The organism is Streptomyces litmocidini (assembly GCF_014649755.1).
GTDB classification, from domain to species: domain Bacteria; phylum Actinomycetota; class Actinomycetes; order Streptomycetales; family Streptomycetaceae; genus Streptomyces; species Streptomyces litmocidini.
In genome coordinates this window covers 454,779-477,600 of sequence record NZ_BMTQ01000003.1, presented here as the reverse complement: position 1 = coordinate 477,600, position 22,822 = coordinate 454,779, and the positions used below count along the sequence as shown (strand labels likewise).

22 protein-coding genes and 4 pseudogenes are annotated in these 22,822 nt (G+C 74.0%); 17 read left to right on the top strand and 9 right to left on the bottom strand.

The window, feature by feature from the left end; genetic code table 11:
• Positions 1-163 precede the first annotated feature (163 nt).
• Positions 164-979 (top strand): annotated as a pseudogene (locus tag IE180_RS37495) (molybdopterin-dependent oxidoreductase); the annotation flags it as partial.
• Positions 980-991: 12 nt separating this feature from the next.
• On the opposite strand, the pseudogene IE180_RS37490 reads toward IE180_RS37495, so the two are convergent.
• Positions 992-1,165, bottom strand: a pseudogene (locus IE180_RS37490) (hypothetical protein); the annotation flags it as partial.
• Between IE180_RS37490 and IE180_RS37485 the strand changes: the two are divergent.
• The 6 genes from IE180_RS37485 to IE180_RS08655 all read left to right on the top strand — a co-directional run bounded on the left by IE180_RS37485 (position 1,100) and on the right by IE180_RS08655 (position 6,902).
• Positions 1,100-1,474 (top strand): molybdopterin-binding protein, encoded by a 375-nt coding sequence (locus tag IE180_RS37485; RefSeq protein ID WP_373302708.1) that lies wholly within the window; start codon positions 1,100-1,102, stop codon positions 1,472-1,474. The pseudogene IE180_RS37490 and the gene IE180_RS37485 sit on opposite strands and share 66 nt — an antisense overlap.
• 65 nt (positions 1,475-1,539) lie before the next feature.
• Positions 1,540-2,370, top strand: a complete 831-nt coding sequence (nadE, locus tag IE180_RS08675; protein WP_190156186.1) for an NAD(+) synthase — start codon at positions 1,540-1,542, stop codon at positions 2,368-2,370.
• 179 nt (positions 2,371-2,549) lie between these two features.
• Positions 2,550-3,857 (top strand): alpha/beta fold hydrolase, encoded by a 1,308-nt coding sequence (locus IE180_RS08670; protein ID WP_190156185.1) that lies wholly within the window; start codon positions 2,550-2,552, stop codon positions 3,855-3,857.
• Between the two features lie 140 nt (positions 3,858-3,997).
• Positions 3,998-5,131: a GntR family transcriptional regulator gene (locus IE180_RS08665; RefSeq protein ID WP_190156184.1), complete on the top strand. Its 1,134-nt coding sequence runs from the start codon at positions 3,998-4,000 to the stop codon at positions 5,129-5,131.
• Between the two features lie 89 nt (positions 5,132-5,220).
• On the top strand, positions 5,221-6,153 hold the full coding sequence (locus IE180_RS08660) for an SIS domain-containing protein (protein WP_190156183.1): 933 nt from the start codon (positions 5,221-5,223) through the stop codon (positions 6,151-6,153).
• Positions 6,150-6,902, top strand: a complete 753-nt coding sequence (locus tag IE180_RS08655) for a PIG-L deacetylase family protein (RefSeq protein ID WP_190156182.1) — start codon at positions 6,150-6,152, stop codon at positions 6,900-6,902. The genes IE180_RS08660 and IE180_RS08655 overlap by 4 nt, the downstream gene beginning before the upstream one ends.
• Before the next feature lie 19 nt (positions 6,903-6,921).
• On the opposite strand, the gene IE180_RS08650 is transcribed toward IE180_RS08655, so the two are convergent.
• Positions 6,922-7,695 carry a VOC family protein gene (locus IE180_RS08650; RefSeq protein ID WP_190156181.1) on the bottom strand — a complete coding sequence of 258 codons (774 nt, stop codon included), beginning with the start codon at positions 7,693-7,695 and terminating at the stop codon, positions 6,922-6,924.
• A 193-nt stretch (positions 7,696-7,888) separates the two neighbouring features.
• Between IE180_RS08650 and IE180_RS08645 the strand changes: the two genes are divergently transcribed.
• The 5 genes from IE180_RS08645 to IE180_RS08625 all read left to right on the top strand — a co-directional run bounded on the left by IE180_RS08645 (position 7,889) and on the right by IE180_RS08625 (position 12,273).
• Entirely contained in the window at positions 7,889-8,476 is a 588-nt protein-coding gene (locus IE180_RS08645) for a helix-turn-helix domain-containing protein (RefSeq protein ID WP_190156368.1), read from the top strand.
• A gap of 89 nt (positions 8,477-8,565) precedes the next feature.
• Positions 8,566-9,534, top strand: a complete 969-nt coding sequence (locus IE180_RS08640) for an NADPH:quinone oxidoreductase family protein (protein WP_190156180.1) — start codon at positions 8,566-8,568, stop codon at positions 9,532-9,534.
• Positions 9,531-10,712: an acyl-CoA dehydrogenase family protein gene (locus tag IE180_RS08635; protein WP_190156179.1), complete on the top strand. Its 1,182-nt coding sequence runs from the start codon at positions 9,531-9,533 to the stop codon at positions 10,710-10,712. Before IE180_RS08640 ends, IE180_RS08635 begins: the two co-directional genes overlap by 4 nt.
• Complete coding sequence (locus tag IE180_RS08630) at positions 10,709-11,854, top strand: acyl-CoA dehydrogenase family protein (RefSeq protein WP_190156178.1); 1,146 nt, start codon at positions 10,709-10,711, stop codon at positions 11,852-11,854. Before IE180_RS08635 ends, IE180_RS08630 begins: the two co-directional genes overlap by 4 nt.
• Positions 11,855-12,078: 224 nt before the next feature.
• Positions 12,079-12,273: a hypothetical protein gene (locus IE180_RS08625; protein WP_123457658.1), complete on the top strand. Its 195-nt coding sequence runs from the start codon at positions 12,079-12,081 to the stop codon at positions 12,271-12,273.
• A gap of 115 nt (positions 12,274-12,388) precedes the next feature.
• On the opposite strand, the gene IE180_RS08620 is transcribed toward IE180_RS08625, so the two are convergent.
• Positions 12,389-12,916 carry a GNAT family N-acetyltransferase gene (locus IE180_RS08620; protein ID WP_190156177.1) on the bottom strand — a complete coding sequence of 176 codons (528 nt, stop codon included), beginning with the start codon at positions 12,914-12,916 and terminating at the stop codon, positions 12,389-12,391.
• An 88-nt stretch (positions 12,917-13,004) separates the two neighbouring features.
• Between IE180_RS08620 and IE180_RS08615 the strand changes: the two are divergent.
• From IE180_RS08615 to IE180_RS08605, 3 genes and pseudogenes are all read left to right on the top strand, one after another.
• A pseudogene (locus IE180_RS08615) lies at positions 13,005-13,503 on the top strand (IS5/IS1182 family transposase); the annotation flags it as partial.
• A 186-nt stretch (positions 13,504-13,689) separates the two neighbouring features.
• Positions 13,690-14,487, top strand: coding sequence for a hypothetical protein (locus IE180_RS08610; RefSeq protein ID WP_229860399.1), 798 nt, complete (start codon positions 13,690-13,692; stop codon positions 14,485-14,487).
• A gap of 174 nt (positions 14,488-14,661) precedes the next feature.
• A pseudogene (locus IE180_RS08605) lies at positions 14,662-15,321 on the top strand (IS5 family transposase); the annotation flags it as partial.
• Between the two features lie 19 nt (positions 15,322-15,340).
• Here the strand turns inward: IE180_RS08605 and IE180_RS08600 are convergent.
• The 4 genes from IE180_RS08600 to IE180_RS08585 form a co-directional block, all read right to left on the bottom strand.
• Complete coding sequence (locus IE180_RS08600; protein ID WP_190156176.1) at positions 15,341-16,141, bottom strand: VOC family protein; 801 nt, start codon at positions 16,139-16,141, stop codon at positions 15,341-15,343.
• A 47-nt stretch (positions 16,142-16,188) separates the two neighbouring features.
• On the bottom strand, positions 16,189-16,740 hold the full coding sequence (locus IE180_RS08595) for a nucleotide triphosphate diphosphatase NUDT15 (protein WP_190156175.1): 552 nt from the start codon (positions 16,738-16,740) through the stop codon (positions 16,189-16,191).
• Positions 16,741-17,007: 267 nt separating this feature from the next.
• A complete protein-coding gene (locus IE180_RS08590; protein WP_190156174.1) occupies positions 17,008-17,964 on the bottom strand; it encodes a universal stress protein in 957 nt (318 codons plus the stop codon).
• Positions 17,965-18,056: 92 nt separating this feature from the next.
• A complete protein-coding gene (locus tag IE180_RS08585; protein WP_190156173.1) occupies positions 18,057-18,455 on the bottom strand; it encodes a DUF5997 family protein in 399 nt (132 codons plus the stop codon).
• 64 nt (positions 18,456-18,519) lie between these two features.
• On the opposite strand from IE180_RS08585, the gene IE180_RS08580 reads away from it, so the two are divergent.
• Together IE180_RS08580 and IE180_RS08575 are read left to right on the top strand one after the other, a co-directional pair.
• Positions 18,520-19,326 (top strand): LysR family substrate-binding domain-containing protein, encoded by an 807-nt coding sequence (locus IE180_RS08580; RefSeq protein ID WP_190156172.1) that lies wholly within the window; start codon positions 18,520-18,522, stop codon positions 19,324-19,326.
• A 173-nt stretch (positions 19,327-19,499) separates the two neighbouring features.
• Positions 19,500-20,084: a Type-2Aa cytolytic delta-endotoxin gene (locus IE180_RS08575; protein ID WP_190156171.1), complete on the top strand. Its 585-nt coding sequence runs from the start codon at positions 19,500-19,502 to the stop codon at positions 20,082-20,084.
• A 60-nt stretch (positions 20,085-20,144) separates the two neighbouring features.
• Here the strand turns inward: IE180_RS08575 and IE180_RS08570 are convergent, their stop codons facing one another.
• Both IE180_RS08570 and IE180_RS08565 read right to left on the bottom strand, forming a co-directional pair.
• Entirely contained in the window at positions 20,145-21,806 is a 1,662-nt protein-coding gene (locus tag IE180_RS08570) for an FAD-dependent oxidoreductase (protein ID WP_190156170.1), read from the bottom strand.
• A 34-nt stretch (positions 21,807-21,840) separates the two neighbouring features.
• Positions 21,841-22,743, bottom strand: coding sequence for an AurF N-oxygenase family protein (locus tag IE180_RS08565; protein ID WP_190156169.1), 903 nt, complete (start codon positions 22,741-22,743; stop codon positions 21,841-21,843).
• Between the last annotated feature and the right edge of the window lie 79 nt (positions 22,744-22,822).

The following is a 22,822-nucleotide window of genomic DNA, read 5'->3' as shown; positions in this document are numbered from 1 at the left end:
GCACCTCGCCCGGCACGCGGGCCGCGCGCTCCCCGACAGGGCTGAGGGGGCGGGGCCGCCCCGAGCCCCCGGCCAGGGCCGGGGGAACCGCCCGCGCGAAGGGGCCGGGCCCGCGCCGAGGCTCCGGCCAGGGCCCGCGGGGGTGCCCCCGCCGAGGTGCCCGATGGCCCCGGGAGGCCTTCCGCTTCGGGGGCCGGGGCCCCGGCCCCCGAAGCGGCCCGCGCCCCGGCCCGGCGGGACCGGCCGGCCCGTCCCCGGCCGACGTGCCGGGCCCCCGGCCGGGGCGCACCATGAGGGCATGGACGGATCCCCGAGCGGTCTGGGTGACATCAGCGCACCGGGCCGCGTGGCCGGCCCCGACGAGGGCGTCACCGCGCAGGAGCTCGCCCTCGCCGCCCGGAACCACGGGCTGCCCCTCGAAGCCCTGCGGTACGACGTCACCCCGCCCGGACTCCACTACGTCCTCGTGCACTACGACATCCCCGCCACCGACGCGGACGGCTGGCGGCTCACGGTCGGCGGCCGGGTCCTGCGGCCGCTCGACCTGGACCTGGCGGCGCTCCGCGCCCGGCCCTCCGTCACCCGCCGGGTCACCCTGGAGTGCGCCGGGAACGGCCGGGCCCGGCTCGTGCCCCGCCCCGTCAGCCAGCCCTGGCTGGTCGAGGCCGTCGGGACCGCCGACTGGACCGGCGTCCCGCTCGCCGCCCTCCTCGCCGAGGCGGGCATCGCGGAGGACGCGGCCGACGCGGTGTTCACCGGCGCCGACCACGGGGTCGAGCGGGGCGTCGAGCAGGACTACCGCCGCGGCCTGCCCCTGGCGGTCGCCGCCGATCCCGCCCGGGACGTCCTCGTCGCGTACGCGATGAACGGCGCGCCCCTGCCGCCGCAGCACGGCAGCCCGCTCCGGCTCGTCGTCCCCGGCTGGTACGGCATGGCGCACGTGAAGTGGCTCCACGACATCACGCTCACCGACACCCCGTACACCGGCTTCCAGCAGAGCGTCGCCTACCGTCTGCGCCGGGAGGCGGACGAGCCGGGGGCGCCCGTCACGCTCATCGCGCCCCGGGCCCTGATGGTGCCGCCGGGCTTCCCCGACTTCATGTCCCGCACCCGCGTCGTGCGCCCCGGCCCCGTGCCGCTCACCGGCCGTGCCTGGTCCGGGCACGGACCGGTCGTCCGCGTCGAGGTCAGTGAGGACGGCGGCGCGGCCTGGACCGACGCCGAGACCGAGCGGAACCCCGCGCACCCCTGGGCCTGGTCCGCCTGGCGCGCCACCTGGAACGCGACGCCGGGGCTGCGCCACCTGACCGTGCGGGCCACCGACGCCGAGGGGAACGTCCAGCCGCTCACCGCCCCCTGGAACCGCGGAGGCTTCGCGAACAACCTCGTCCAGCGGGTCGAGGTCCTGTGCGTCCCGGGAACTCGGCCCCCGGCCGCCGGGGACGCGTCCACGGTCCCGGCGGCCGGCGCGTAGAGTCGACTCCGGTGCACCCCGTACCAGCGGGTACACCGTCGACCGACCCTGACGAGGAGACTTCCGTGACCGACCCGGCGTCCACCGACCTCCAGCAGCAGATCGCCCGGGACCTCCAGGTCGCCGACGCCTTCGACCCGAAGGCGGAGATCGAGCGCCGGGTGGCCTTCCTCACCGAGCGGCTCACCTCCACCGGGCTGCGTTCCCTGGTCCTCGGCATCAGCGGCGGCGTCGACTCCACGACCGCCGGCCGGCTCTGCCAGCTCGCCGTGGAGCGGGCCCGCGCCGCCGGCCACGACGCCACCTTCTACGCGATGCGCCTGCCGTACGGCGTGCAGGCCGACGAACACGACGCGCAGACCGCCCTCGGCTTCATCCGCGCCGACCGGGTCCTCACCGTGGACGTCAAGGCGGCCAGCGACGCGGCCCTGGAGGCCTGCCTCGCCGGCGGGGTGACCTTCCGCGACGCCCACCACCAGGACTTCGTGCAGGGCAACATCAAGGCCCGGCAGCGGATGATCGCCCAGTACGCGGTCGCCGGCGCCCACGACGGCCTCGTGGTCGGCACCGACCACGCCGCCGAGGCCGTCTCGGGCTTCTTCACCAAGTTCGGCGACGGCGCCGCCGACGTCGTCCCGCTGACCGGTCTGACCAAGCGGCGCGTCCGCGCGGTCGCCGACGAACTGGGCGCCCCCGCCGAGCTGGTGTGGAAGACCCCCACGGCCGACCTGGAGACCCTCGCCCCGGGCAAGGCCGACGAGGACGCGCTCGGCGTCACCTACGACGACATCGACGACTTCCTGGAGGGCAAGCCGGTCACGGAGGCCGTCCACGCCACGATCGTCCGCCGCTACGAGCTCACCGAGCACAAGCGGCAGCTGCCCCTCGCCCCCTGAGCGCCCTCCGTCCGGGGACGGGCCGTCCCCGGGCGGGCCGTCCCCGGACGGCGGCCTCCGTCCGCGCCGACGACGGGCAAGGGGCCCGTCCCGGAAAGAGGTGAGGCCTGCTCCGGAACGCCCCCGCGGTGTGATCCACTGTCCGCGCGGGGGCGTACCGAACAGGAGCAGGAGCAGCGTTGACCACCTACCGCCAGCCGGGCCTCGTCCTCACGGACCACCGCTTCCCCGTCCCACTCGACCACGCCCGCCCCGACGGCGAGCGCATCGAGGTCTTCGGCCGCGAGGTCGTCGCGAGCGGCCACGCCGGATCCGGCCGCGAGAAGCTGCCCTGGCTGGTCTACCTGGAGGGCGGGCCCGGCTTCGGCGCCCGCCGCTTCATCGGCCCGCAGGCCTGGCTGGGCCGCGCCGTGAAGGAGTTCCGCGTCCTCCTCCTCGACCAGCGCGGCACCGGCCGCTCCACCCCCGCCAACCGCCAGACCCTGCCCCTGCGCGGCGGCCCGGCCGAGCAGGCGGACTACCTGGCCCACTTCCGCGCCGACTCCATCGTCAAGGACTGCGAGCTGATCCGGCGCCGTCTCACCGGCGGCGCCCCCTGGACCGTCCTCGGCCAGAGCTTCGGCGGCTTCTGCGCCACCCACTACCTCTCCACCGCCCCCGAGGGCCTGGACACCGTCCTCGTCACCGGCGGCCTGCCCTCCCTCGACGCCACCGCCGACGAGGTCTACCGCGCCGCGTACCCCCGCGTCCGGCGGAAGAACGAGGCCCATTTCGCCCGCTACCCCCAGGACGCCGAACGGGCCCGCTCGATCGCCGCCCACCTCCTCGACCGGGAGACCGTCCTCCCCGGCGGCGGGCTCCTCACCGTCGAGGCCTTCCAGTCCCTCGGCATCCTCCTCGGCTCCGGCGAGGGCACCCACCAGCTCCATCTGCTCCTGGAGGGCGCCTTCGTGCCCACACCGGGCGGACCCGCGCTCTCCGACGCCTTCCTGGAGCAGGTCCAGGCACACCTCTCGTACGCCGGACACCCGCTGTACGCCGTGCTCCACGAGGCCATCTACGCCCAGGGCCGGGGCCCCACCGACTGGGCCGCCGAGCGGATCCGCGCCGAACACCCCGAGTTCGACGCCCGCGCGGCGCTCGCCGAGGGCGCGCCGCCGCTCTTCACCGGAGAGACCGTCCATCCGTGGCACTTCACCACCGACCCCGCCCTGCGCCCGCTCCGCGAGACCGCCGAACTGCTCGCCGCGCGCACCGACTGGCCGTCGCTGTACGACCCCGAGCGCCTCGCCGCCAACCGGGTCCCGGTGGCGGCCGCCGTCTACCACGACGACATGTACGTCGACACCGCCCACTCCCTGGAGACCGCGCGCGCCGTACGCGGCCTGCGGACCTGGGTGACCGACGAGTTCGAGCACGACGGGGTGCGGGCCGGCGGGCCGCGCGTCCTCGACCGGCTCCTCGCCCTCGCCCGGAACGAGGTCTGACCGCCCGGCCCGGGGAAGGGGCATAGGATTCGGCGCGCAATCGATCGGCAACGACGTACGGCCATGACGGACCACCGTGATGCACGACGTCCGACGCGGGCGGGCCGGGCGAGGCCGGCCCGCGGCACGAGGGGGCCCGGATGGCGGCACGCGAGACACCGGCCTCCGGCCGGGAGCTGAAGTTCCGGACCCTCATGGCGGAGTTGCGGCGCGGCATCCTCGACGGCACCTGGCCCCCCGGCAGCAAGCTCCCCACCGAGCGGGCGCTCGCCACCGAGACGGGTCTCTCCGTCACCACCGTCCGCCGCGCCTACGAGGACCTCGTCGCCCTCGGCCTCGTCGAACGGCGCCAGGGCGCGGGCACCTTCTCCGCCCACCGGCCCGAGCGGGACCGGGCCGACCGCCGGATCGTCGGCGTCCTCGTCCCCGACACCGCCTTCTACTACCCGCGCGTCCTGCAGGGCATCGAGGGGAAACTCGCGGCGGCCGGCGCCCGGCTCGTCCTCGCCTGCTCGCACTACGACCCCGACGAGGAGGACACCGCCGTCGAACGGCTCCTCTCCGCCGGGGTCCACGGGCTCCTCCTTGTCCCCAGCCTGCACACCGCCACCGATCCGGGCCGGCGCGCCGAGGAACTCCTCGCCCTGCCCGTCCCCGCCGTCCTCGTCGAGCGCCGGCTCGCCGCCCACGGCCCCGGCGACCCCACCGAGCACGTCTGCACCGACCACGAGGGCGGCGCCTACGACGCGGTGCGCCATCTGCGCGCCCTCGGCCACGAGCGGCTCGGACTCGTCGCCCGCACCGACGCGCCCACCACCGCGCCCATCGAGTCCGGCTTCGCCCGTGCGCTCACCGACCTCGGGCTGCCCGCCGCCCCGGCGTCCGAGCGGGACGTGATGGCCCGCTGGGACCCGGACCGCGCCGACCGGGCGCTCGCCGCGCTGCGTTCCGCCGGCGTGACCGCCGCGCTCTGCTTCGGCGACCGGGAGGCCGCCCTGATGCTCGGAGCGGCCCGCCGGGCCGGGCTCCGGGTGCCCGAGGACCTCGCCCTGATCAGCTACGACAACGAGTTCGCCGATGTCGCGGAGATCCCGCTGACGGCCGTCTCGCCCCCCAAGTACCAGCTCGGCCGCCTCGCCGCGCAGATCCTGCTCCGGCGGCTCGCCGAGGGGGACGCGGCCCCGCTCCACCAGGTGCAGTTGAGACCGCGCCTGGTGGTCCGGGCCTCCTGCGGCGGTCGGACGGCGGGGGGCCCACAAAAGTCCAAGCGGTGAGTCCGGATTGCTCATGGTGTGCTCTGCCCGCGTACGGATACAACTCGGTCCGGACCCGTGAGGGCCCCTGCGAGGAGAGGACCCGGACCATGAGCACCCACGTCAGCGCGGAGATCGCCGGCCAGCCCGACTGCTGGCGCCGTGCCGCCGAGATCGCCGACCGCGACACCGGCCTGCTGCCGGCCCGGGGCGAGCGCGTGGCGGTCGTCGGCTGCGGCACCTCGTACTTCATCGCCCGCGCCTACGCGGCCCTGCGCGAGTCCCTCGACGCGGGCGAGACCGACGCGTTCCCCGCCTCCGACGCGACCCCGCTCGGCCGCGGCTACGACCGGATCGTGGCCCTCACGCGCTCCGGCACCACCACGGAGGTCGTGGACCTGCTCGCCCGCGCCGCCGGGCGCGTCCCGGCGCTCGTCGTCACCGGTGTCCCCGACAGTCCCGCCGGGCGGCTCGCCGACCGGATCGTCGACCTCGGCTTCGCCGACGAACGTTCGGTGGTCCAGACCCGGTTCGCCACCACCGCCCTGCAACTCCTGCGCGCCGGGCTCGGGGTGGACCTCGGCCCGGCGATCGCCGACGCCGAACTCGTCCTGTACGAGCGGCTGCCCGCCGCCTGGGAGCGGCGCGGTCAGTTCACCTTCCTCGGCACCGGCTGGACCGTCGGGCTCGCCGACGAGGCGGCGCTCAAGCTGCGCGAAGTGGCCCGCGCCTGGACGGAGTCGTACGCGGCGATGGAGTACCGCCACGGCCCGATCAGCATCAGCGACCGGGCGAGCCTGGTCTGCTGCCTCGGTCCCGCCCCGGCCGGCCTGCGGGACGAAGTGGAGTCCACCGGAGCCCTGTTCGCCGCCGACGCGATCGATCCGGTGGCGGCCCTCGTCCGCGCCCAGCGGCTCGCGGTCGCCCTCGCGGGCCGGCGCGGTCTCAACCCGGACCGCCCGCGCCACATTTCGCGCTCGGTGATCCTCGCCGGGACGTTCCGCCCGGCGGTGTCAGACGCGACCCGTATCCTGCGGTCATGATCGACACGGATGCGATGGACCTCCTGGAGATGCCCGGCGACTGGCGGCGCGCGCTGTGCGTCGTGGCCCACCCCGACGACCTGGAGTACGGCTGCGCGGCGGCGGTCGCCGCCTGGACGGACGAGGGGAAGGAGGTCGCGTACGTCCTCGCCACCCGGGGCGAGGCCGGCATCGACACCCTCGCCCCGGACGTCTGCGGTCCGCTCCGCGAGCGCGAGCAGCGGGACAGCGCCGCCGTCGTCGGCGTGGAGACCGTCGAGTTCCTCGACCACCGCGACGGCGTGATCGAGTACGGGCTCGGCCTGCGCCGTGACGTCGCGGCCGCGATCCGCCGCCACCGCCCGGAGCTCGTGATCACCCTCAACCACCGCGACACCTGGGGCGGTGGCCCGGGCGCTCCGTGGAACACCCCCGACCACCTGGCCGTCGGCCGCGCCACGCTGGACGCGGCCGCCGACGCCGGGAACCGCTGGATCTTCCCCGAACTGACCGAGGAGGGCCTGGAGCCCTGGAACGGCGTCCGCTGGGTCGCGGTCGCCGCCTCCGGCACCCCGACCCACGCGGTCGACGCGGGCCCCGGCCTGGACCGCGCGATCCGTTCCCTCCTCTGCCACCGCGCCTACATCGAGGCCCTGACGGACGAGGACCCGGAGGAGTACGTCCGGACCTTCCTCACCACGGCGACGTCACGGGCCTCGGACCGCTTCGGCGGCCGTCCGGCGGTGACGTTCGAACTCTTCGGCCGCTGACGGCGGGAACGGAGCCCGTTCATCCCCTCGGCGCGGGCTTCAGCACCGCGAAGATCGCGTCGAAGGGGTCGGCGAGCCAGGCGATGCGGCCGACGTCCGGGACGTCGGCGGGGGGCATCAGGACCGAGCCGCCGCTGCCCCGGGTCGCGTCGGCGATCGCGTCGGCGTCCTCCACCGCGAAGTACGGGACCCAGGACGGCGTCATCCCCTCCTGGGCCTCCGCCACGCCCCCGAAAGAGGCGTCCTCCTGGTCCCCCTCGGCGGTGGAGAGCACCCGGTAGGTCATGCCGGGCGCGTCCATGGACGCCCAGCGCCAGCCGAAGAGGGTCCGGTAGAAGGCGAGCGTGGACTCCGGGTCGGGGACGTGGAGTTCGGTCCAGAGGAGGGCGTGGGGGACGGAGGTCCGCTCCAGGCCCTTCACGCTGCCCGGCTGCCAGACGGCGAACTCCGCGCCGGCCGGGTCGGTGAGGCAGGCCGTGCGGCCGGCGTCCATGACGTCGAAGGCCTCGACGCGGACCTTTCCGCCCGCCGCCTCGGCGGCCTCCTGGGTGGCGTCCGCGTCCGGGGTCTGGAAGTAGACCGTCCAGGCGCTGCGCGCGCCCTCGTCGAGCGGCCCCAGGGCGCCGACCGTGCGGCCGTCCTGCTGGAAGAAGCCGTAGCCGCCGGCCTCCGGTCCCGCCGACCGGAACTCCCAGCCGAAGACGGCTCCGTAGAAGGCGGCGGCGGCCTCGGTGTCGGGGCTGCCGAGGTCGAGCCAGCTGGGGGAGCCCTGGGTGAACTGCGTACCGAGCATGGAGGTGTCCCGTCCTTGTGTCGTACGTGGCCGATGGTGGTCACCATGGCCGATCCTCGCCTGTGGGCAGGCGCGGCGCAGCCCCTGCCACCCTCTTTCATCCGGCCGGGCGAACCCCCGTCGAGGGCGACCGCGGCCATGACCGTTCCGCAAAGGACCTTGCCATTTCTGCAACACTGGCCGTATGACTCGTATGACTGAGGACGACCGCATCGAAGCCGTACTGACCGAGGTCGGCCCCCGGCTCCGCCGTGTCCGCCGTGACCGCGGGGTGACGCTCGCCGAGCTCTCCGCCGCCACCGGGATCTCCGTGAGCACCCTGTCCCGGCTGGAGTCCGGGCAGCGCAAGCCCAGCCTCGAACTGCTCCTGCCGCTCGCCCGTGCCCACCAGGTCCCCCTGGACGAGCTGGTCGGAGCCCCGCCGGTGGGCGACCCCCGGGTCAAGGCGAAGCCCATCGTGCGCCACGGGCGGACGATGTACCCCCTGACCCGGCAGCCGGGCGGGCTCCAGGCGTACAAGGTGATCCAGGAGAAGGCGCACGAGGCGCCGGAGCCCCGGGTGCACGAGGGGTACGAGTGGCTGTACGTGCTCTCCGGGAGGCTCCGGCTCGTCCTGGGCGAGCACGACGTCGTCCTGGCCGCCGGCGAGGCGGCCGAGTTCGACACGCGCGTCCCGCACTGGTTCGGGCCGGCGGCCGAGGGCCCGGTGGAGTTCCTGAGCCTGTTCGGGCCGCAGGGGGAGCGCATGCACGTCAGGGCGCGCCCCAAGAAGTCCGGCTGACCCGCGGGAAAGTCCGGCCGGCCGGTTCCCCCGGGGCAAGCGACCGCTTAGTATGCCACCGACCGCTCGGTACGGAGGAGGCATTCCGGATGCAGGCATGGCGTGTGTACGAGAACGGCGAACCGCGCGCGGTGATGCGCCGCGAAGAGGTGGAACCGCCCACGCCCGGCGACGGCCAGGTCCTCCTCAGGGTCCGTGCGGCGAACGTCAACTTCCCCGACGCGCTGCTCTGCCGCGGCCACTACCAGGTGCGGCCCCCGCTGCCCTTCACCCCCGGCGTCGAGGTCTGCGCGGAGACCGAGGACGGCCGCCGGGTCATCACCACCGCCGCCCTCCCGCACGGCGGCTTCGCCGCCTACGTCCTCGCCGACGCCGCCGGCCTCCTGCCCGCCCCGGAGGCGCTCGACGACGCCGAGGCCGCCGCGCTGCACATCGGCTACCAGACCGGCTGGTTCGGCCTGCACCGCCGCGCCGGCCTGAAGGAGGGCGAGACCCTCCTCGTCCACGCGGCGGCCGGCGGCGTCGGCAGCGCCGCCGTCCAGCTCGGCAAGGCGGCCGGCGCCACCGTCATCGGCGTCGTCGGCGGCCCGGAGAAGGCGGCCGTCGCCCGCGCCCTCGGCTGCGACCTGGTGATCGACCGCCGCTCCGAGGACGTCGTCGCCGCCGTCAAGGCCGCGACCGGAGGCCGGGGCGCCGACGTGATCTACGACCCGGTCGGCGGCGAGGCCTACCAGCAGTCCGCCAAGTGCGTCGCCTTCGAGGGCCGGATCGTGGTCGTCGGCTTCGCCAGCGGCACCGTCCCCGCCCCCGCCCTCAACCACGCCCTGGTGAAGAACTACTCGGTCCTCGGCCTCCACTGGGGCCTGTACGCGGCGAAGGACCCGGCCTCCGTCGGCCGCTGCCACGAGACCCTGACCGCCTACGCGGCGAAGGGGCTCATCAAGCCGCTCATCGGCGAACGCGTCCCCTTCGCGGGCGCGGCGGACGCCGTCCAGCGCGTCGCCGACGGCACCACCACCGGCCGCCTGGTCGTCCTCCCGGAAGGAGCCCACGCATGACCGACGCCGGGGAACTCCGCTCCCGCACCAGGCGGTTGCTCGCCGAGCACCCGCCCGCCACGACCGGCCGCACCGACTTCCTCAAAGCCCGCTTCGACGCCGGGCTGGCCTGGGTGCACTACCCCGCGGGCCTCGGCGGACTCGACGCGCCCCGCGCGCTCCAGGCCGTCGTCGACGCCGAACTCGCCGCCGCGGGCGCCCCCGACAACGACCCGCGCCGGATCGGCATCGGCCTCGGCATGGCCGCCCCCACCCTGCTCCAGTACGGCTCCGAAGAGGTCAAGGAGCGCTTCCTGCGACCCCTCTGGGTCGGCGAGGAGGTCTGGTGCCAGCTCTTCAGCGAGCCCGGCGCCGGCTCCGACCTCGCCGCGCTCGGCACCCGCGCCGTACGGGACGGCGGGGACTGGGTGGTCGACGGGCAGAAGGTGTGGACCTCCAGCGCCCACCTCGCCCGCTGGGCCATCCTCATCGCCCGCACCGACCCGGACGCCCCCAAGCACCGGGGCATCACCTACTTCGTCTGCGACATGACCGACCCCGGCGTGGAGGTCAGGCCGCTGCGCCAGATCACCGGCGAGGCCGAGTTCAACGAGGTCTTCCTCACCGGCGTCCGCATCCCCGACGCCCACCGCCTCGGCGAGGTCGGCGACGGCTGGCGGGTCGCCCAGACCACCCTGATGAACGAACGGGTCTCCATCGGCGGCGCCCGCATCCCCCGCGAGGGCGGCATGATCGGGAAGCTCGCCACGACCTGGCGCGAGCGCCCCGAACTGCGCACCCACGAGCTGCACCGGCGCCTCCTCGACCTCTGGGTCGACGCCGAGGTCGCCCGCCTCACCGGCGAACGCCTCCGCCAGCAGCTCGTCGCCGGACAGCCCGGACCCGAGGGCAGCGCGATGAAGCTCGGCTTCGCCCGGCTCAACCAGGCCATCAGCGGCCTGGAGGTCGAACTCCTCGGGGACGAGGGACTGTTGTACGGCGAATGGGAGATGAGCCGTCCCGAGCTCGTCGACTTCACCGGCCGGGACGCCGGATACCGCTATCTGCGCTCCAAGGGCAACTCGATCGAGGGCGGGACCAGCGAGGTGCTCCTCAACATCGTCGCCGAGCGGGTCCTCGGCCTGCCGCCGGAGCCCCGCAACGACAAGGACGTCGCATGGAAGGACCTGAGCCGATGACAGCGCAGGGCGATCTGCTGTACTCCGAGACCGAGGACGACCTGCGGGCGGCCGTCCGCGCCCTGCTCGCCGACCGGGCCGGCCACCAGACCCTGCTCGACCGGATCGAGACGGCCGACCCGTACGTCCCCGGCCTCTGGAAGTCCCTCGCGGGCGACATCGGCGCCGCCGGACTCCTCGTCCCCGAGGAACTCGGCGGCCAGGGCGCGAGCCACCGCGAGGCCGCGGTGGTCCTGGAGGAGCTGGGCCGCGCGGTGACGCCGCTGCCGTACCTCACGAGCGCGGTGGTGGCCACGGAGACGCTGCTCGGACTCGCGGGGCGGGGCGGCCCGGCGACCGAGCTCCTGGCGGGGATCGCGAGCGGCCACACGGTCGCGGTGCTCGCCGTACCCCTGTCGACCGCGCCGGACGCGGAGCCGTTCCCGTCCGGAACGCCGGACGGGGAACCGTCCCCGCCCGCCGTGACCGGCGCCGGGCCGCTGCCCGCCGCCACCGTCACGGGCGTCGCCGACGCCGTCGCGGCCGACGTCCTCCTCGTCCCGCGCGCCGACGGCCTGTACGCCGTACCGGCCGGAGAGGCGACCGTCGAGCCGCAGACCCCGCTCGACCTCACCCGCCCCCTCGCCCGCGTCACCCCGGAGCCCGGGAGCGGCACCCGGCTCGCCGAGGGCGAGGCCGCCCGCGCGGCCGTCCGGCGCGGACTCCTCGCCGGCGCGGGACTGCTCGCCTCCGAGCAGCTCGGCCTCGCCGCGTGGTGTCTGGAGGAGACCGTCCGGTACACCCGCGAGCGCCACCAGTTCAACCGGCCCGTGGGCTCCTTCCAGGCGCTGAAGCACCGCATGGCCCAGCTCTGGCTGGACCTCGTCGGGGCCAGGGCCGCGGCCCGCGCCGCCGCCGACGCCCTCGCCACCGGCGCCCCGGACGCCCCGCTGACCGTGGCGGTGGCCCAGGCCTACTGCTCCAAGGTCGCGGTCCGCGCCGCCGAGGAGTGCGTGCAGCTGCACGGCGGGATCGGGATGACCTGGGAACACCCGGCGCACCTGGCGCTGAAGCGGGCCAAGTCCGACCAGATCGCGCTGGGTTCGACGGGCCGGCACCAGGACGCGATCGCCGCTCTGACGAACCTGCCCGCGCCCGAGTAGGGGCTCCGTGTCCGCACCCCTCCGCCTCCTGCCGCGCCGGTCCGCGGGAGGGGCGCGGACACGACGACCGCCCGGTACGGGCGCCCTCGGCAGGGCCTCGACGGCTCCCGGCCGAATCTCACCCGTATGGCCGCCCCGCCATACGCCCGGACGGACCGCGCATTCCGCCACACTGTCCGCCGAACGCCGCAATTCCGGTGCGGCGACGGAGGGACGTGAGAGCGATGGCCGTTTCCATTTCTGTCGTGGTGCTGCTGCTGGTGCTGGCCGTGATCTTCCTGAGGAACGGCGGCCTGAAGGTCACGCACGCCCTGGTGTGCGCCCTGCTCGGCTTCTTCCTCGCCGGCACCAGCATGGCGCCCACCATCCACAACGGCGTGGCCGCCACCGCCGACGTGGTCTCCAGCCTCAGACCGTGATCGTCACGGCTCCGTGAACTCCCGTGAACCGCTGTGAACCGCCCATGAAAACCGGGGCGGTTCCATGTACGTCGCACGGACTCGGTCCCAAGGGGTGTCCTGCAACTGTGGGTCGTCACCGGGCGGCGACGTACAGCTTCCGGACGTACCGGTCGAAGCGTGTGCCGTCCGTGCTGGGTGTCGGCTCGCAGGGGGTGAACCCTGCCCGCTGTGCGACCGCGGCAGATGCGGGATTCTCCGGTTCCACCTGGATCACCGCCTCCGCCCCGCCCTCACTCGCCGCGTACTGGGACGCCAACAGGACCGCGCGGGTGGCCAGGCCACGTCCCCGCCAGGACGGATAGAGGCCATAGGCGACGTTCACCTGGCCGGGCGCCAGACCTTCTCCTGCGAACCGCAAGTCGATCGTGCCCGCAAGCACCTCGTCGGCACCCACCCGGATGCCGAACGCGCGCAGTGGCCCGGCGGTGTCCCACTGCTCCCGGCAGTGCCGGAAATACGCTTCGACGCCCTCCCGCGTGCCGGGACCGCCGTTGAGCCGACGAACGAGCAGCTCGTCCTCCCCGGCGAGGTGCGCCTCGGCATCGTCCACGCGCAGGGGGGACAGAGTGATGATCCCGTCGGACAGCTTCACTTCGTGCATCCGGTGATTCTTGATGCCGGCGCCGTGCCGCACCACCGGATTCTGCGCGACATCACGCGGAGTCCGGGCCGCGGGAGACGATCTCCATGTGGCTGGTGTGATCACGACGTCGGAGCCGTCCCGGATGACCCCGTTCACCGGGTCGAGCCCCCGCCTTTTCGGGAAGCTGGTGGCGGTTCCGCGTCGTGAGGGCACGGACGCGGTCCGCAAGGGCCGGCCGGGAGCCTTCCGCCGGAGGACCGGGCCCTGCTGGTCGCCGCGTACGGGCGAACGGGCACGACGACGCGGCAGCTCGCTCCGCTGTTCGGGACCACACCATCGCCGAGCGGTCGAAGAACTGCCGGTACTCCACCAACCACCAGTTCGTCATCGACGCCGACACCCGCCTGGTCGTCCTGGTCGGCCGGCCGCCGGCCGGAAACCGGAACGACTGCAAGGCGCGGGAGGAGTCCGGAGCCAAGACCGCCGTAGGCAACACCGCCACCATCGCCGACGGCGGCCGCCCAGGCACCGGACTCGTCGTCCCGCACCGCCGCGAACGCGGTCGGATCGAACTGCCGGACTGGAAGCAGGAGCACAACAAGTCCCCATCGCCCGCCTGCACAACCTCGCCCGCACCGGACGGCCCCGCCCCGCAGGAGCACGGGTCGTGGACGGACCGTCTTGCTCGAGTGGCGTCGCACCGTAGCCGTCCTCGGGCAGTGAACGTGGGCCGATCGTCATCGGAGTCGGATCTCGGGCTCATGTCAGTGGAGTGCGCTTTCCTGTCCTCCATGGATGTCACCCATGCGATGCTCAACAGCCTGCTGGACCGGATCCCCCGGCCGAGCGGGGTCCTGTACCTCTCCCAGAACATCGACGCGCACGCGCTGGTCGAGAACCTGGCTTCCCTTCACGGAGAACCGCGGGCCCTGGTCCTGGACGGCGTCATGGCCCCGGGCGTGAGCGAGGTTCACGGCACGAATCTCCTCGACCTCCTCGAAGGCCGTGCCGAGACGCTAATGACCTGGGCCCATGCAGGGCAGTGGCTCGGCGCGGGGACCGCACTGGACGCGCAGGGCGACATCGTGCCGGTGCTGGCGGTCACCCCGAGGCGGATCCGAGTGCTGCCCGCAGGGATCGCCGGCCAGGACGAGGACTGGGTCGAGCGGCTCATCGGCATCACCGGCTGGACCCTGCCGCCCCGGCGACCGGACCTCGACTGGACGCAGGTCGAGGCGCGCATGGGCACGCGTCTTCCCCGCGACTACAAGCGCATGGTGGAGACGTTCGGGGAGGGCGCCTTCGACGCGTACCTCCGTCTGAACCAGGAACCGTGGACCCATGGGAAGGAGGACGGCCTGCTCGTCTGGGCAGGTACCGAGCACGAGAACCTGTACTGCTGGCAGATCGACGACGGGGACCCCGACCACTGGCCCGTCGCCGTACAGACATTCGACGGGGAGAACGTCCCCTTCGGCTGTTCCACCGCAGAGTTCGTCTGCCGCATCCTCCTCGAGAGGGACCACCCCTTCACCATGGCCCACTACTTCGACACCCACTGGTTCATGACGTCTCGCACGAACGCATGAAGCCTCCCTGCCACGGCCACGCAGGAACCGGTCCGAGTCCGGTGGCGACCGATCCGGGGCGGATGGTCACGGGACATCCTTCAGCGTGTGTCTCTTTGATCGGCTGGTCGGTTGATCGGGCGTGTTTGTCCGATGAGGGGCCACTGATGCGAGGGGGACCGGATCGAGCCGTTGATGCCGGCCGGTCCGGTCCGCGGTCGGCGATGGGCCGATCACCGCCGCACCTTGGAAGCCATCGCGTGGAAGTGCCGAACCCGCTCGCCCTGGCGGGACCTGCCCGACGGGCTCGGCTCGTTCCACACCGCCCGCGAACGGCTGATCGAGTGGGCCGTGGACGGCACCTGGGAACGGATCCTGCCCGCGGTGATGGCTGCGGCCGAGAGCGCTGACGACATCGGTCGGACCGTGTCGGTGGACTCCACCGTCTGCCGGGTCCACCATCACGCCGCCGGAGTCGGGAAAAGGGGGCGCCGGACCGGGCCGAACCCGACGACCACGCACTCGGACGCTCCCGAGGCGGCCCGAGCACGAAGGTTCACCTCGCCGACGGCAGCCGGGCGCGGCCCTTGGACCTCCGCGTCACCGCAGGCCCGGCAGGCGATGCACCGGCCTTCGAGACCGTCATGGCCGCCATCCGTGTTCCGCGAAGCGGCCCTGGAAGGCCGAGGACCCGACCCGATGTCGTCCTGGCGGACCGCGCGTATTCCTCCCGCGCGCTCCGGAATCACCTGCGGCGACGCGGGATCCGCACTGCCATCCCCCCAACCGTCCGACCAGGTCGGCCATCGTCGCCGTCCGCGACGGCGCCTGACGCACCGCGGTGCGGCGCCGCCGGGGCGCCGCGCCGCACCGCTCACTCGAACTCGGGCATGTCCCCGACGGTCGTCTTCTCGTCGATCACCGTGAACGCGGCGCCCTGCGGGTCCACGATCGCCGCGAACCGGCCGAACGGGCTGTCCACCGGTCCGAACACCTTCCGCCCCTTGAGCGCCACGGCCCGGTCGACGGCCAGGTCGCAGTTGTCGACGGCGAAGTAGACCTGGATGTACGAGGGGACCTCCGGCGGGAAGTCCTCGTCCGACATCACCATCCGGCCGAGCACCGGCCGCTCGCCACCGACGTCGAAGGCCCGGTAGTCCATGTGCTCGTCCCTGATCTTCTTGGAGCCGTAGCCGAAGACCTCGGTGAAGAAGGCGTCGGACTTCGCCGGCTCCCGGGTGAGGATCTCGGCCCAGGCGTACGAGCCGGGCTCGCCCTCCCGTTCGAATCCCTCGTGGGCGCCGCCCTGCCAGACGCCGAACGCGACGCCCGCCGGGTCCCGCGCGATGCACATCGAGCCGAGGTCGCCGACCCTCATCGGCTCCATCAGGAGGGTGCCGCCCGCACCCCGGATCTTCTCCGCCGTGGCGGCGACGTCGTCCGAGGCGAGGTACAGGCACCAGGCCGACCTCGGTTCTCCGTCCTGTCCCGGCATCGGCGGGACCACGGCCGCGACCGCCTTGCCGCCCTTGTACGCCTGCGTGTAGTTGCCGTATTCCGTGGAGGCTTCGCCGAAGGTCCAGCCGAGCACATCGCCGTAGAACACCTTGGCGCCCTCGACGTCGGTGTACATCGCGTCGGTCCAGACCGGTGTGCCTTCAGGTCGTGCGGCCATGGCGGTGACTCCCATTCCCGATTCGACGACGTGTTCCTCCGGCCACGCTAGCCACGCTCGTCGGGGCTCGCGCGGTGACGCACCGCACCGGTGCGGCTCCGGTCGGGCAACCGGCCCAGGGCGTAGCGGTGGAACGGACCGTCGGGGATCGGGAGTCCCGGCCGCCACGTCCGCAGCACCTGCGCCGACGGCAGGAACAGGGCCTCCGGCAGGTCGTCCGGGTCCGTCCACTCCCAGCGTTCGATCTTGTCCGGCTCCGCCACCGCCGGTACGCCCCGGAAGCCGCGCACGGCCGTCGCCGCGGTCAACCGCGTCAGCTGGGCCGAGGTGACGGAGTCCAGGATCAGGCCGAGGACCTCCACGTCGGCGGCGTCCGCCACCAGCGTCGTCTCCTCGGCCAGCTCGCGGACGGCGGCGGCCTCGATCGACTCGCCCGGCTCGACCATGCCGCCCGGCAGCTCCCACACCCCGGAGCGGTGCAGGCCGAGCAGGACGCGGCCGGAATCGTCGGTCACCACGACCCCCGCCCCGAGCGAGGCCCGGGCGGGCGGCGGCTGGACGTTGCGGGCGGCGGTGGCGGCGTGGTCTGCGGTCGTCATGGGTCCTGTCTATCAGCCGCCTCCGACACCCCTCAGCCGCCTCCGGAGCGTAATAAAAACCGCGAAACCCTTGAAACGGGCGAAAAAGGGAGGAGACTCGTCCTTACACCGGACAACGGGAGAGAGCCGCACCCGCCGACGGAGACGTCCGAAGGCCCGCGTGACTCCCCACCAGTATCTGGCCAGGCCCCCGGCGGGGCCCATCGGGCACGGAGTGGCCGGCGACGGCCGACGCCCACGCGCACCGATCAGGACCGCCGGGGACTGTCACGCCCGGGCCCCCGCGGGCTCCGGCGGCACCACCGCCACCGGACAGTGCGCGTGGTGCAGCACGGCATGGGCCACGGAACCGAGGAGCAGCGAGCCGAAGCGGTGCCGGTGGTGCCGCCCCACCACCACGAGACCCGCGTCCCGCGACCCGTCCACGAGCCGGCCCGCCGCGTCCCCCGGCACCACCACCGGGACCACCTCCACCCCCGGCCACCGCGCCGCGAACGGCCGCAGCCGCTCCTCCTGCTCCCGCTCCACCTCCCGCACCAGCCCCTCCGCCTCCGCGACCTCGTCCGCGACGGGCAGCGGCGGCACCTGGAGCGCGGGAGAAGGCGCCGGAAGGACCGCGCCCCGCGGCAGGGGCAGCCGGAACGCCGTCACCGCCTCCAGCGGCACGCCCCGGTGGTGAGCCGCCTCGAAGGCGAAGCCCACCGCCCCGTCCGGAGTCTCCTCCGCGTGCAGTCCCAGCAGCACCCGCCCCGCCTCCGCCCCGTCCGTGAGCGCGGCGGCGCGCGCCTCGTGCGGGACGACCACCAGCGGGCAGGGCGCCGTCATGGCCAGCGTCCGGCTGGTCGAGCCCAGGAGCAGGCTCGCGAAGCCGCCGTGCCCCCGGGAGCCGGTCACGAGCAGCCGCGCCCCCCGGGCGGCCGCCGGCAGGGCGTCCGTCACGGACCCGTCCAGCGAGTCGTACCGCACCGGTACGCGGTGCCCCCGCTCCTCGACCACCGTCCGTACGGCCCGTGCGACGGTGTCGGGCAGCTCCGGCGCCGTCCCCAGGGAGGCGATGCGGGCCGCGCCGAGCTGGAGCGCGTCGGAGCGCACGTGGGCCACCACCAGCGGCACGCCCAGGCCCTCCGCGGCGCTCAGCGCCCACTCCAGGGCCCGGAGGCTGTGTTCGGACCCGTCCACGCCGACGACGACCGGCGGCTCGTGCGCGGTGCTGGTGTCAGTCATGGGGGAATGCCTCCCTCACCCGGGAAAACGCCACGCCGGTCCGTGCCGAAGGGCTTCGGCACGGACCGGCGTGGCGACCGTGGGGAGGAGGGTCAGGCGCCCTGCTGCCGGCGCGCCCGCTCCTCGTTGCGCTCCTTGATGCGGACGGTCTCCTTGCGGACCTCCGCCTGGACGGCCCGCTCCTTCTGGAGCCACTCCGGGGACTCCTGCTTGAGCGCGTCGATCTGCTCGGTGGTCAGCGGCTCGGTGATGCCGCCGCGCGCGAGACCGGCGATGGAGACGCCCAGCTTCGACGCGACCACCGGGCGGGGGTGCGGACCGTTCTTGCGCAGCTCCTGGAGCCAGGCCGGCGGGTTGGCCTGGAGCTCGTTCAGCTCGGTGCGCGAGACGACACCCTCCTGGAACTCTGCGGGGGTGGCCTCGAGGTACACACCCAGCTTCTTCGCCGCGGTCGCGGGCTTCATCGTCTGGGTGTTCTGGTGCGACGTCATGGTGTCAAGGGTATCGAGCATGCGGGCGAGCTCCGACCACAGCGGCTACCGGTAACCTGGCGGGGTGACAGGCACGGACGCTTCCTCCCCTTCCTCCGCTCCTCCTTCCTCCTCCTTCCGGCTCGCCTACGTGCCGGGAGCGACACCCGCGAAGTGGGTGCGGATCTGGAACGAGCGCCTGCCCGACGTACCCCTGGCGCTCCTCTCCGTGACCCCGGCCGAGGCCTTCGACGCGCTCCGGGAGGGCACGGCGGACGCGGGCCTCGTCCGGCTGCCCGTCGACCGGGACGACCTCAGCGCGATCCCGCTCTACACGGAGACGACGGTCGTCGTCGTCCCCAAGGACCACCTGTTCGCGGCCGTGGAGGAGGTGTCGGCCGAGGACCTCGCCGACGAGCTCGTCCTGCACCCCCTCGACGACACCCTCGGCTGGGAGCGGCCGCCCGGCCGTCCCGCCGTGGAGCGCCCGGCGACGACGGCCGACGCGATCGAACTGGTCGCCGCGGGCGTCGGCGTGCTCGCCGTCCCGCAGTCGCTGGCCCGGCTGCACCACCGCAAGGACCTCACCTACCGGACCCTCGTCGGCGTCCCCCAGTCGCGGGTGGCCCTGTCGTGGCCGACGGCGGACGAGGCGCCCGACCTGGTGGAGGAGTTCATCGGCATCGTGCGCGGCCGCACGGTGAACAGCACCCGGGGCCGCCGTGCCGAGGAGAAGAAGGGCCAGAAGCAGCCCAGGCAGCAGAAGGCCGCCAAGCCGGCGAAGGGCGGGAAGCCGGGCGGCGGTTCCCGCACCGCCGGTCGCCCCCCGGCCTCCCGCAAGGGCGGCGGAGGCACCGGCCGGAGCGGGAAGCCGCGCCGCGGCCGCGGCTGAACGGCCCGCCGCGCCCGCACTGCCGGTGCGGTGGACGTCCGCCGCACCCGAACGGTCCGTACGCCGGACCCCCGTCGCGCCCGGACCGTCCGCACGGCGGACACCCGGCGCCCGGTCTCCGGCACCTCGGCATACTGACCCCTCCTGATCACCGAGATCATCCAGGAGGAGCTTTGGCCGCCAGTTTCAGGACCGTCGTCGAGGTGGCACCGGACCACCTCGCGCAGGCCCGGTCCATCGACCGGGTGTTCCAGGAGGCGATCGCCCCGGCGACCGTCAACTTCGACTTCGAGGCGATCCACCGAGCGGCTTCGGCCGTCCCGGGCAGCGACGTGGTGAAGATGGTCCGGGGCTGGGGGCTCCAGGAGCACGCCCCCGTCCTCGTCATGGTCCTCTCCCTCAAGGAGGCCGTCCGCCAGGCGCTGCCCCCGGAGTGCGCGGAGGCCGGCTTCTGGGCCACGGTCGAGCGGGAGCTCGTCCGGGCCTTCACCGGGCTCGCCGCACAGGAGGGGCGGCCCGGACTCTCCTTCTACGAGGAGTCCGGGGAACGCACCCGCTTCTACCGGGACCTGTTCTTCGCCCTCCAGGACGAGGAGACCGGGGAGCACATGTACGCCCTGGCCTTCTGCGTCGACGTGACCGTCGAGCTGTCGAAGGCCGAGACCCTCGCGCTCGACCTGACCGACGTCGTGCCCTTCGCGGTGCGGCTCAACGCGATCGTGCTCCGCCAGGCGCTGGGCGCCCCGGTCTCCGTCTGACCCGGAGGCCCCGCTCCGCACCGGCCCGCCGTCCCGGGCCGGCTCTCGTGGAGGGACCGTTCAGCCCGGCAGGCGCACGCGCCTGCCCCGCGCCGCCGCGACGAGCTCCGGCACCGTGGCGAGCTTGACCCGTGGCCGTCCCGCGTCCCGGCCCCGCGCCCGCTCGGCCCGGTCGATGGAGGCGAGCCCGCGCGCGTCGACGAGTCCCCGTCCGCTGCGGCTCCGCGCGAGAAGGCGGAACTCCCGGGAGGTGCCGGTCGGCTTCGGCAGCGCCCCGGCGACCGCGTCCGCGAGCAGCGTCCCCACCGTCTCCTCCGCGCAGGCCCGGTTGGCCCCGATGCCCCCGGAGGGCCCGCGCTTGATCCAGCCGACGACGTAGCCGCCGGGCAGCCCCACGATCCGGCCGCCCTCGTGCGGCACGGTGCCGGTCGTCTCGTCGAAGGGCAGTCCCGCGAGCGGCACGCCCCGGTAGCCGATGGCCCGGACGAGGAGCCCCGCCCCGATCTCCGTGCCGGACGGGTCCCCGTCCTCCGTCACCCGGACCGCCCGCACGCCGTCGGTGCCGAGGGCCTCGACCGGGGCGGAGTGGAAACGCAGCACGATCCGGCGCCGGTCCCGCGCCGGGGCCCGCGTCCAGTCCACCGCCGTCCGGTCGACGCCCTTCAGGAGCGCGGCCTTCGTGCCGGGCGCGGCCGCGTCGATCGCCGCGCCGGTGCGCGGGTCGTGGTCGTCGACGACCAGGTCGACTCCGGGCAGGTGCTTCAGGGCGAGCAGTTCGGAGGTGGTGTACGCGGCGTGCTCGGGGCCCCGGCGGCCCAGGAGCACCACTTCGCGGACCCGGCCGTCCCGCAGGGCGGCCAGCGCGTGGTCGGCGATGTCCGTACGGGCGAGGGCGTCGGGGTCCGTGACGAGGACCCGGGCGACGTCGAGCGCCACGTTTCCGTTGCCCACCACGACGACCCGCTCGGTGGAGGGCCGGACGGCGTCCGCGCCGGTCTCCGGGTGCGCGTTGTACCAGGAGACGACGGAGGTCGCCGAGACGCTGCCCGGCAGGTCCTCGCCGGGGATGCCGAGCCGCCGGTCGGAGGGCGCGCCCACCGCGTAGATCACCGCGTCGTGGTGCGCGGCGAGTTCCTCGGGGGTGACGTCCGTGCCGATCCGGACGCCCAGCCGCATGCGGACCCGGGGGTGGGAGTGGAAGCGGGCGAAGGTCTCCCCGGCTCCCTTGGTCGCCGGGTGGTCCGGTGCCACGCCGTACCGGACGAGACCGCCGGCGACCGGCAGCCGGTCGATCAGCGTCACCTCGGCGTTGGTGTGCAGGAGGAGGTCCTCGGCGGCGTACATGCCGGCCGGTCCCGTGCCGACGATCGCGACGCGGATCGGGGCGAAGTCGGCGGGGATCGAGCGGTCGAAGACCGGCTCGCCCCAGCGGTGGAAGGTCGGGGAGGCGAGGACCGGAGCGGGCTCGCGCTCCGCGTAGTAGGCGGCGTTGATCCCCTCGTACTCCCGCAGCCGCTCGGTGAGCCGGTCGGCCGGGAAGATCGCGTCGACGGGGCAGGCGTCGGCGCAGGCGCCGCAGTCGATGCAGCTCTTCGGGTCGATGTAGAGCATCTCCGTGGTGCCGAAGTCCGGCTCGTCCGGCGTCGGATGGATGCAGTTGACCGGGCAGACGGCGACGCAGGTGGCGTCGTTGCAGCAGGTCTGGGTGATGGCGTAGGTCATGTCGTCGGCTCAGCTCGGATCCGGGGGAGAGGGGTCAGATGAGGTTCGCGCGCTTGTAGAAGAAGAGCGCGGGCCGGGTCAGCAGGCGGGCCGAGGCCAGGAACTCCATGAGGCCCGCGCAGCTGGCGCGCATCTGCGCCTTGTAGTGCTCGTTGGCGGCGGCCTCGCGCCGGGCGCGGACCGGGTCGAGGCCGGCCTTCGCGTAGACGTCGGGGCTGACCAGGCTGGTGACGATGTAGTACGCGGCGACGGCGACGACCAGGGCGTGGAAGTTCCGGCGGGCCCGGCCGGCGCGGGCCAGGCGGCGCCGCGTCTCGTCCCGGGCGAACTTCATGTGCCGGGACTCCTCGACGACGTGGATGTTGTTGATCGTGCGGACGAAGGGGACGACCCGTTCGTCGCGCATCCAGTCGCGCTGCATGACGTCGAGGACCTCCTCGGCGACGAGGATGCCGGCGTAGGCGGCCTCGCCGAAGCCGACGGTCTTGAAGGCCCTGCCGAGTTCGAGCACCGCCCGACGGGGCCGGTAGGCGGGGGCGCCGAGCTTCTGGGCGCCCCGGGCGAACATGATGGAGTGGCGGCATTCGTCGGCGATCTCGGTGAGGGCCCACTGGAACCGGGGGTCGGTGGGGTCCTTGGCGTACATGTCGCGCAGCACCATCTGCTGGAGGATCATCTCGAACCAGATGCCGGTGCTGGCCACCGAGGCGGACTCCTGGCGGGTCAGCTCCTTGCGCTGGTCCTCCGTCATCTCGTTCCAGTAGGCGGTCCCGTAGAGGCTGTTCCACTCCGGGCTCTGGCCGTGGAAGTCCTTGTCGAGGGGGGTGTCCCAGTCGACCTCGGTGGCGGGGTCGTAGGAGAGCTTCGCGGCCGACAGGAGCAGCCGCGCGGCGACGTCGTGGTCTTCGTTGTCGGGACGGACGGTGCTGCTGGCCATGGTGCGGCTCCTCGGGGTCGCTCGGCGGCTCGGGCTCTTGTTAGACGTCGCGTCTAGCAAGCTTGTTAGACGGAACGTA

Coding starts and splice junctions, on each gene's coding strand:
- IE180_RS37485 (WP_373302708.1), top strand. CDS start 1,100: ATGTCCCGCACCCGCGTCGTGCGCCCCGGCCCCGTGCCGCTCACCGGC.
- IE180_RS08665 (WP_190156184.1), top strand. CDS start 3,998: ATGGCGGCACGCGAGACACCGGCCTCCGGCCGGGAGCTGAAGTTCCGG.
- IE180_RS08660 (WP_190156183.1), top strand. CDS start 5,221: ATGAGCACCCACGTCAGCGCGGAGATCGCCGGCCAGCCCGACTGCTGG.
- IE180_RS08655 (WP_190156182.1), top strand. CDS start 6,150: ATGATCGACACGGATGCGATGGACCTCCTGGAGATGCCCGGCGACTGG.
- IE180_RS08650 (WP_190156181.1), bottom strand. CDS start 7,695: ATGCTCGGTACGCAGTTCACCCAGGGCTCCCCCAGCTGGCTCGACCTC.
- IE180_RS08645 (WP_190156368.1), top strand. CDS start 7,889: ATGACTGAGGACGACCGCATCGAAGCCGTACTGACCGAGGTCGGCCCC.
- IE180_RS08640 (WP_190156180.1), top strand. CDS start 8,566: ATGCAGGCATGGCGTGTGTACGAGAACGGCGAACCGCGCGCGGTGATG.
- IE180_RS08635 (WP_190156179.1), top strand. CDS start 9,531: ATGACCGACGCCGGGGAACTCCGCTCCCGCACCAGGCGGTTGCTCGCC.
- IE180_RS08630 (WP_190156178.1), top strand. CDS start 10,709: ATGACAGCGCAGGGCGATCTGCTGTACTCCGAGACCGAGGACGACCTG.
- IE180_RS08625 (WP_123457658.1), top strand. CDS start 12,079: ATGGCCGTTTCCATTTCTGTCGTGGTGCTGCTGCTGGTGCTGGCCGTG.
- IE180_RS08620 (WP_190156177.1), bottom strand. CDS start 12,916: ATGCACGAAGTGAAGCTGTCCGACGGGATCATCACTCTGTCCCCCCTG.
- IE180_RS08610 (WP_229860399.1), top strand. CDS start 13,690: ATGGATGTCACCCATGCGATGCTCAACAGCCTGCTGGACCGGATCCCC.
- IE180_RS08600 (WP_190156176.1), bottom strand. CDS start 16,141: ATGGCCGCACGACCTGAAGGCACACCGGTCTGGACCGACGCGATGTAC.
- IE180_RS08595 (WP_190156175.1), bottom strand. CDS start 16,740: ATGACGACCGCAGACCACGCCGCCACCGCCGCCCGCAACGTCCAGCCG.
- IE180_RS08590 (WP_190156174.1), bottom strand. CDS start 17,964: ATGACTGACACCAGCACCGCGCACGAGCCGCCGGTCGTCGTCGGCGTG.
- IE180_RS08585 (WP_190156173.1), bottom strand. CDS start 18,455: ATGACGTCGCACCAGAACACCCAGACGATGAAGCCCGCGACCGCGGCG.
- IE180_RS08570 (WP_190156170.1), bottom strand. CDS start 21,806: ATGACCTACGCCATCACCCAGACCTGCTGCAACGACGCCACCTGCGTC.
- IE180_RS08565 (WP_190156169.1), bottom strand. CDS start 22,743: ATGGCCAGCAGCACCGTCCGTCCCGACAACGAAGACCACGACGTCGCC.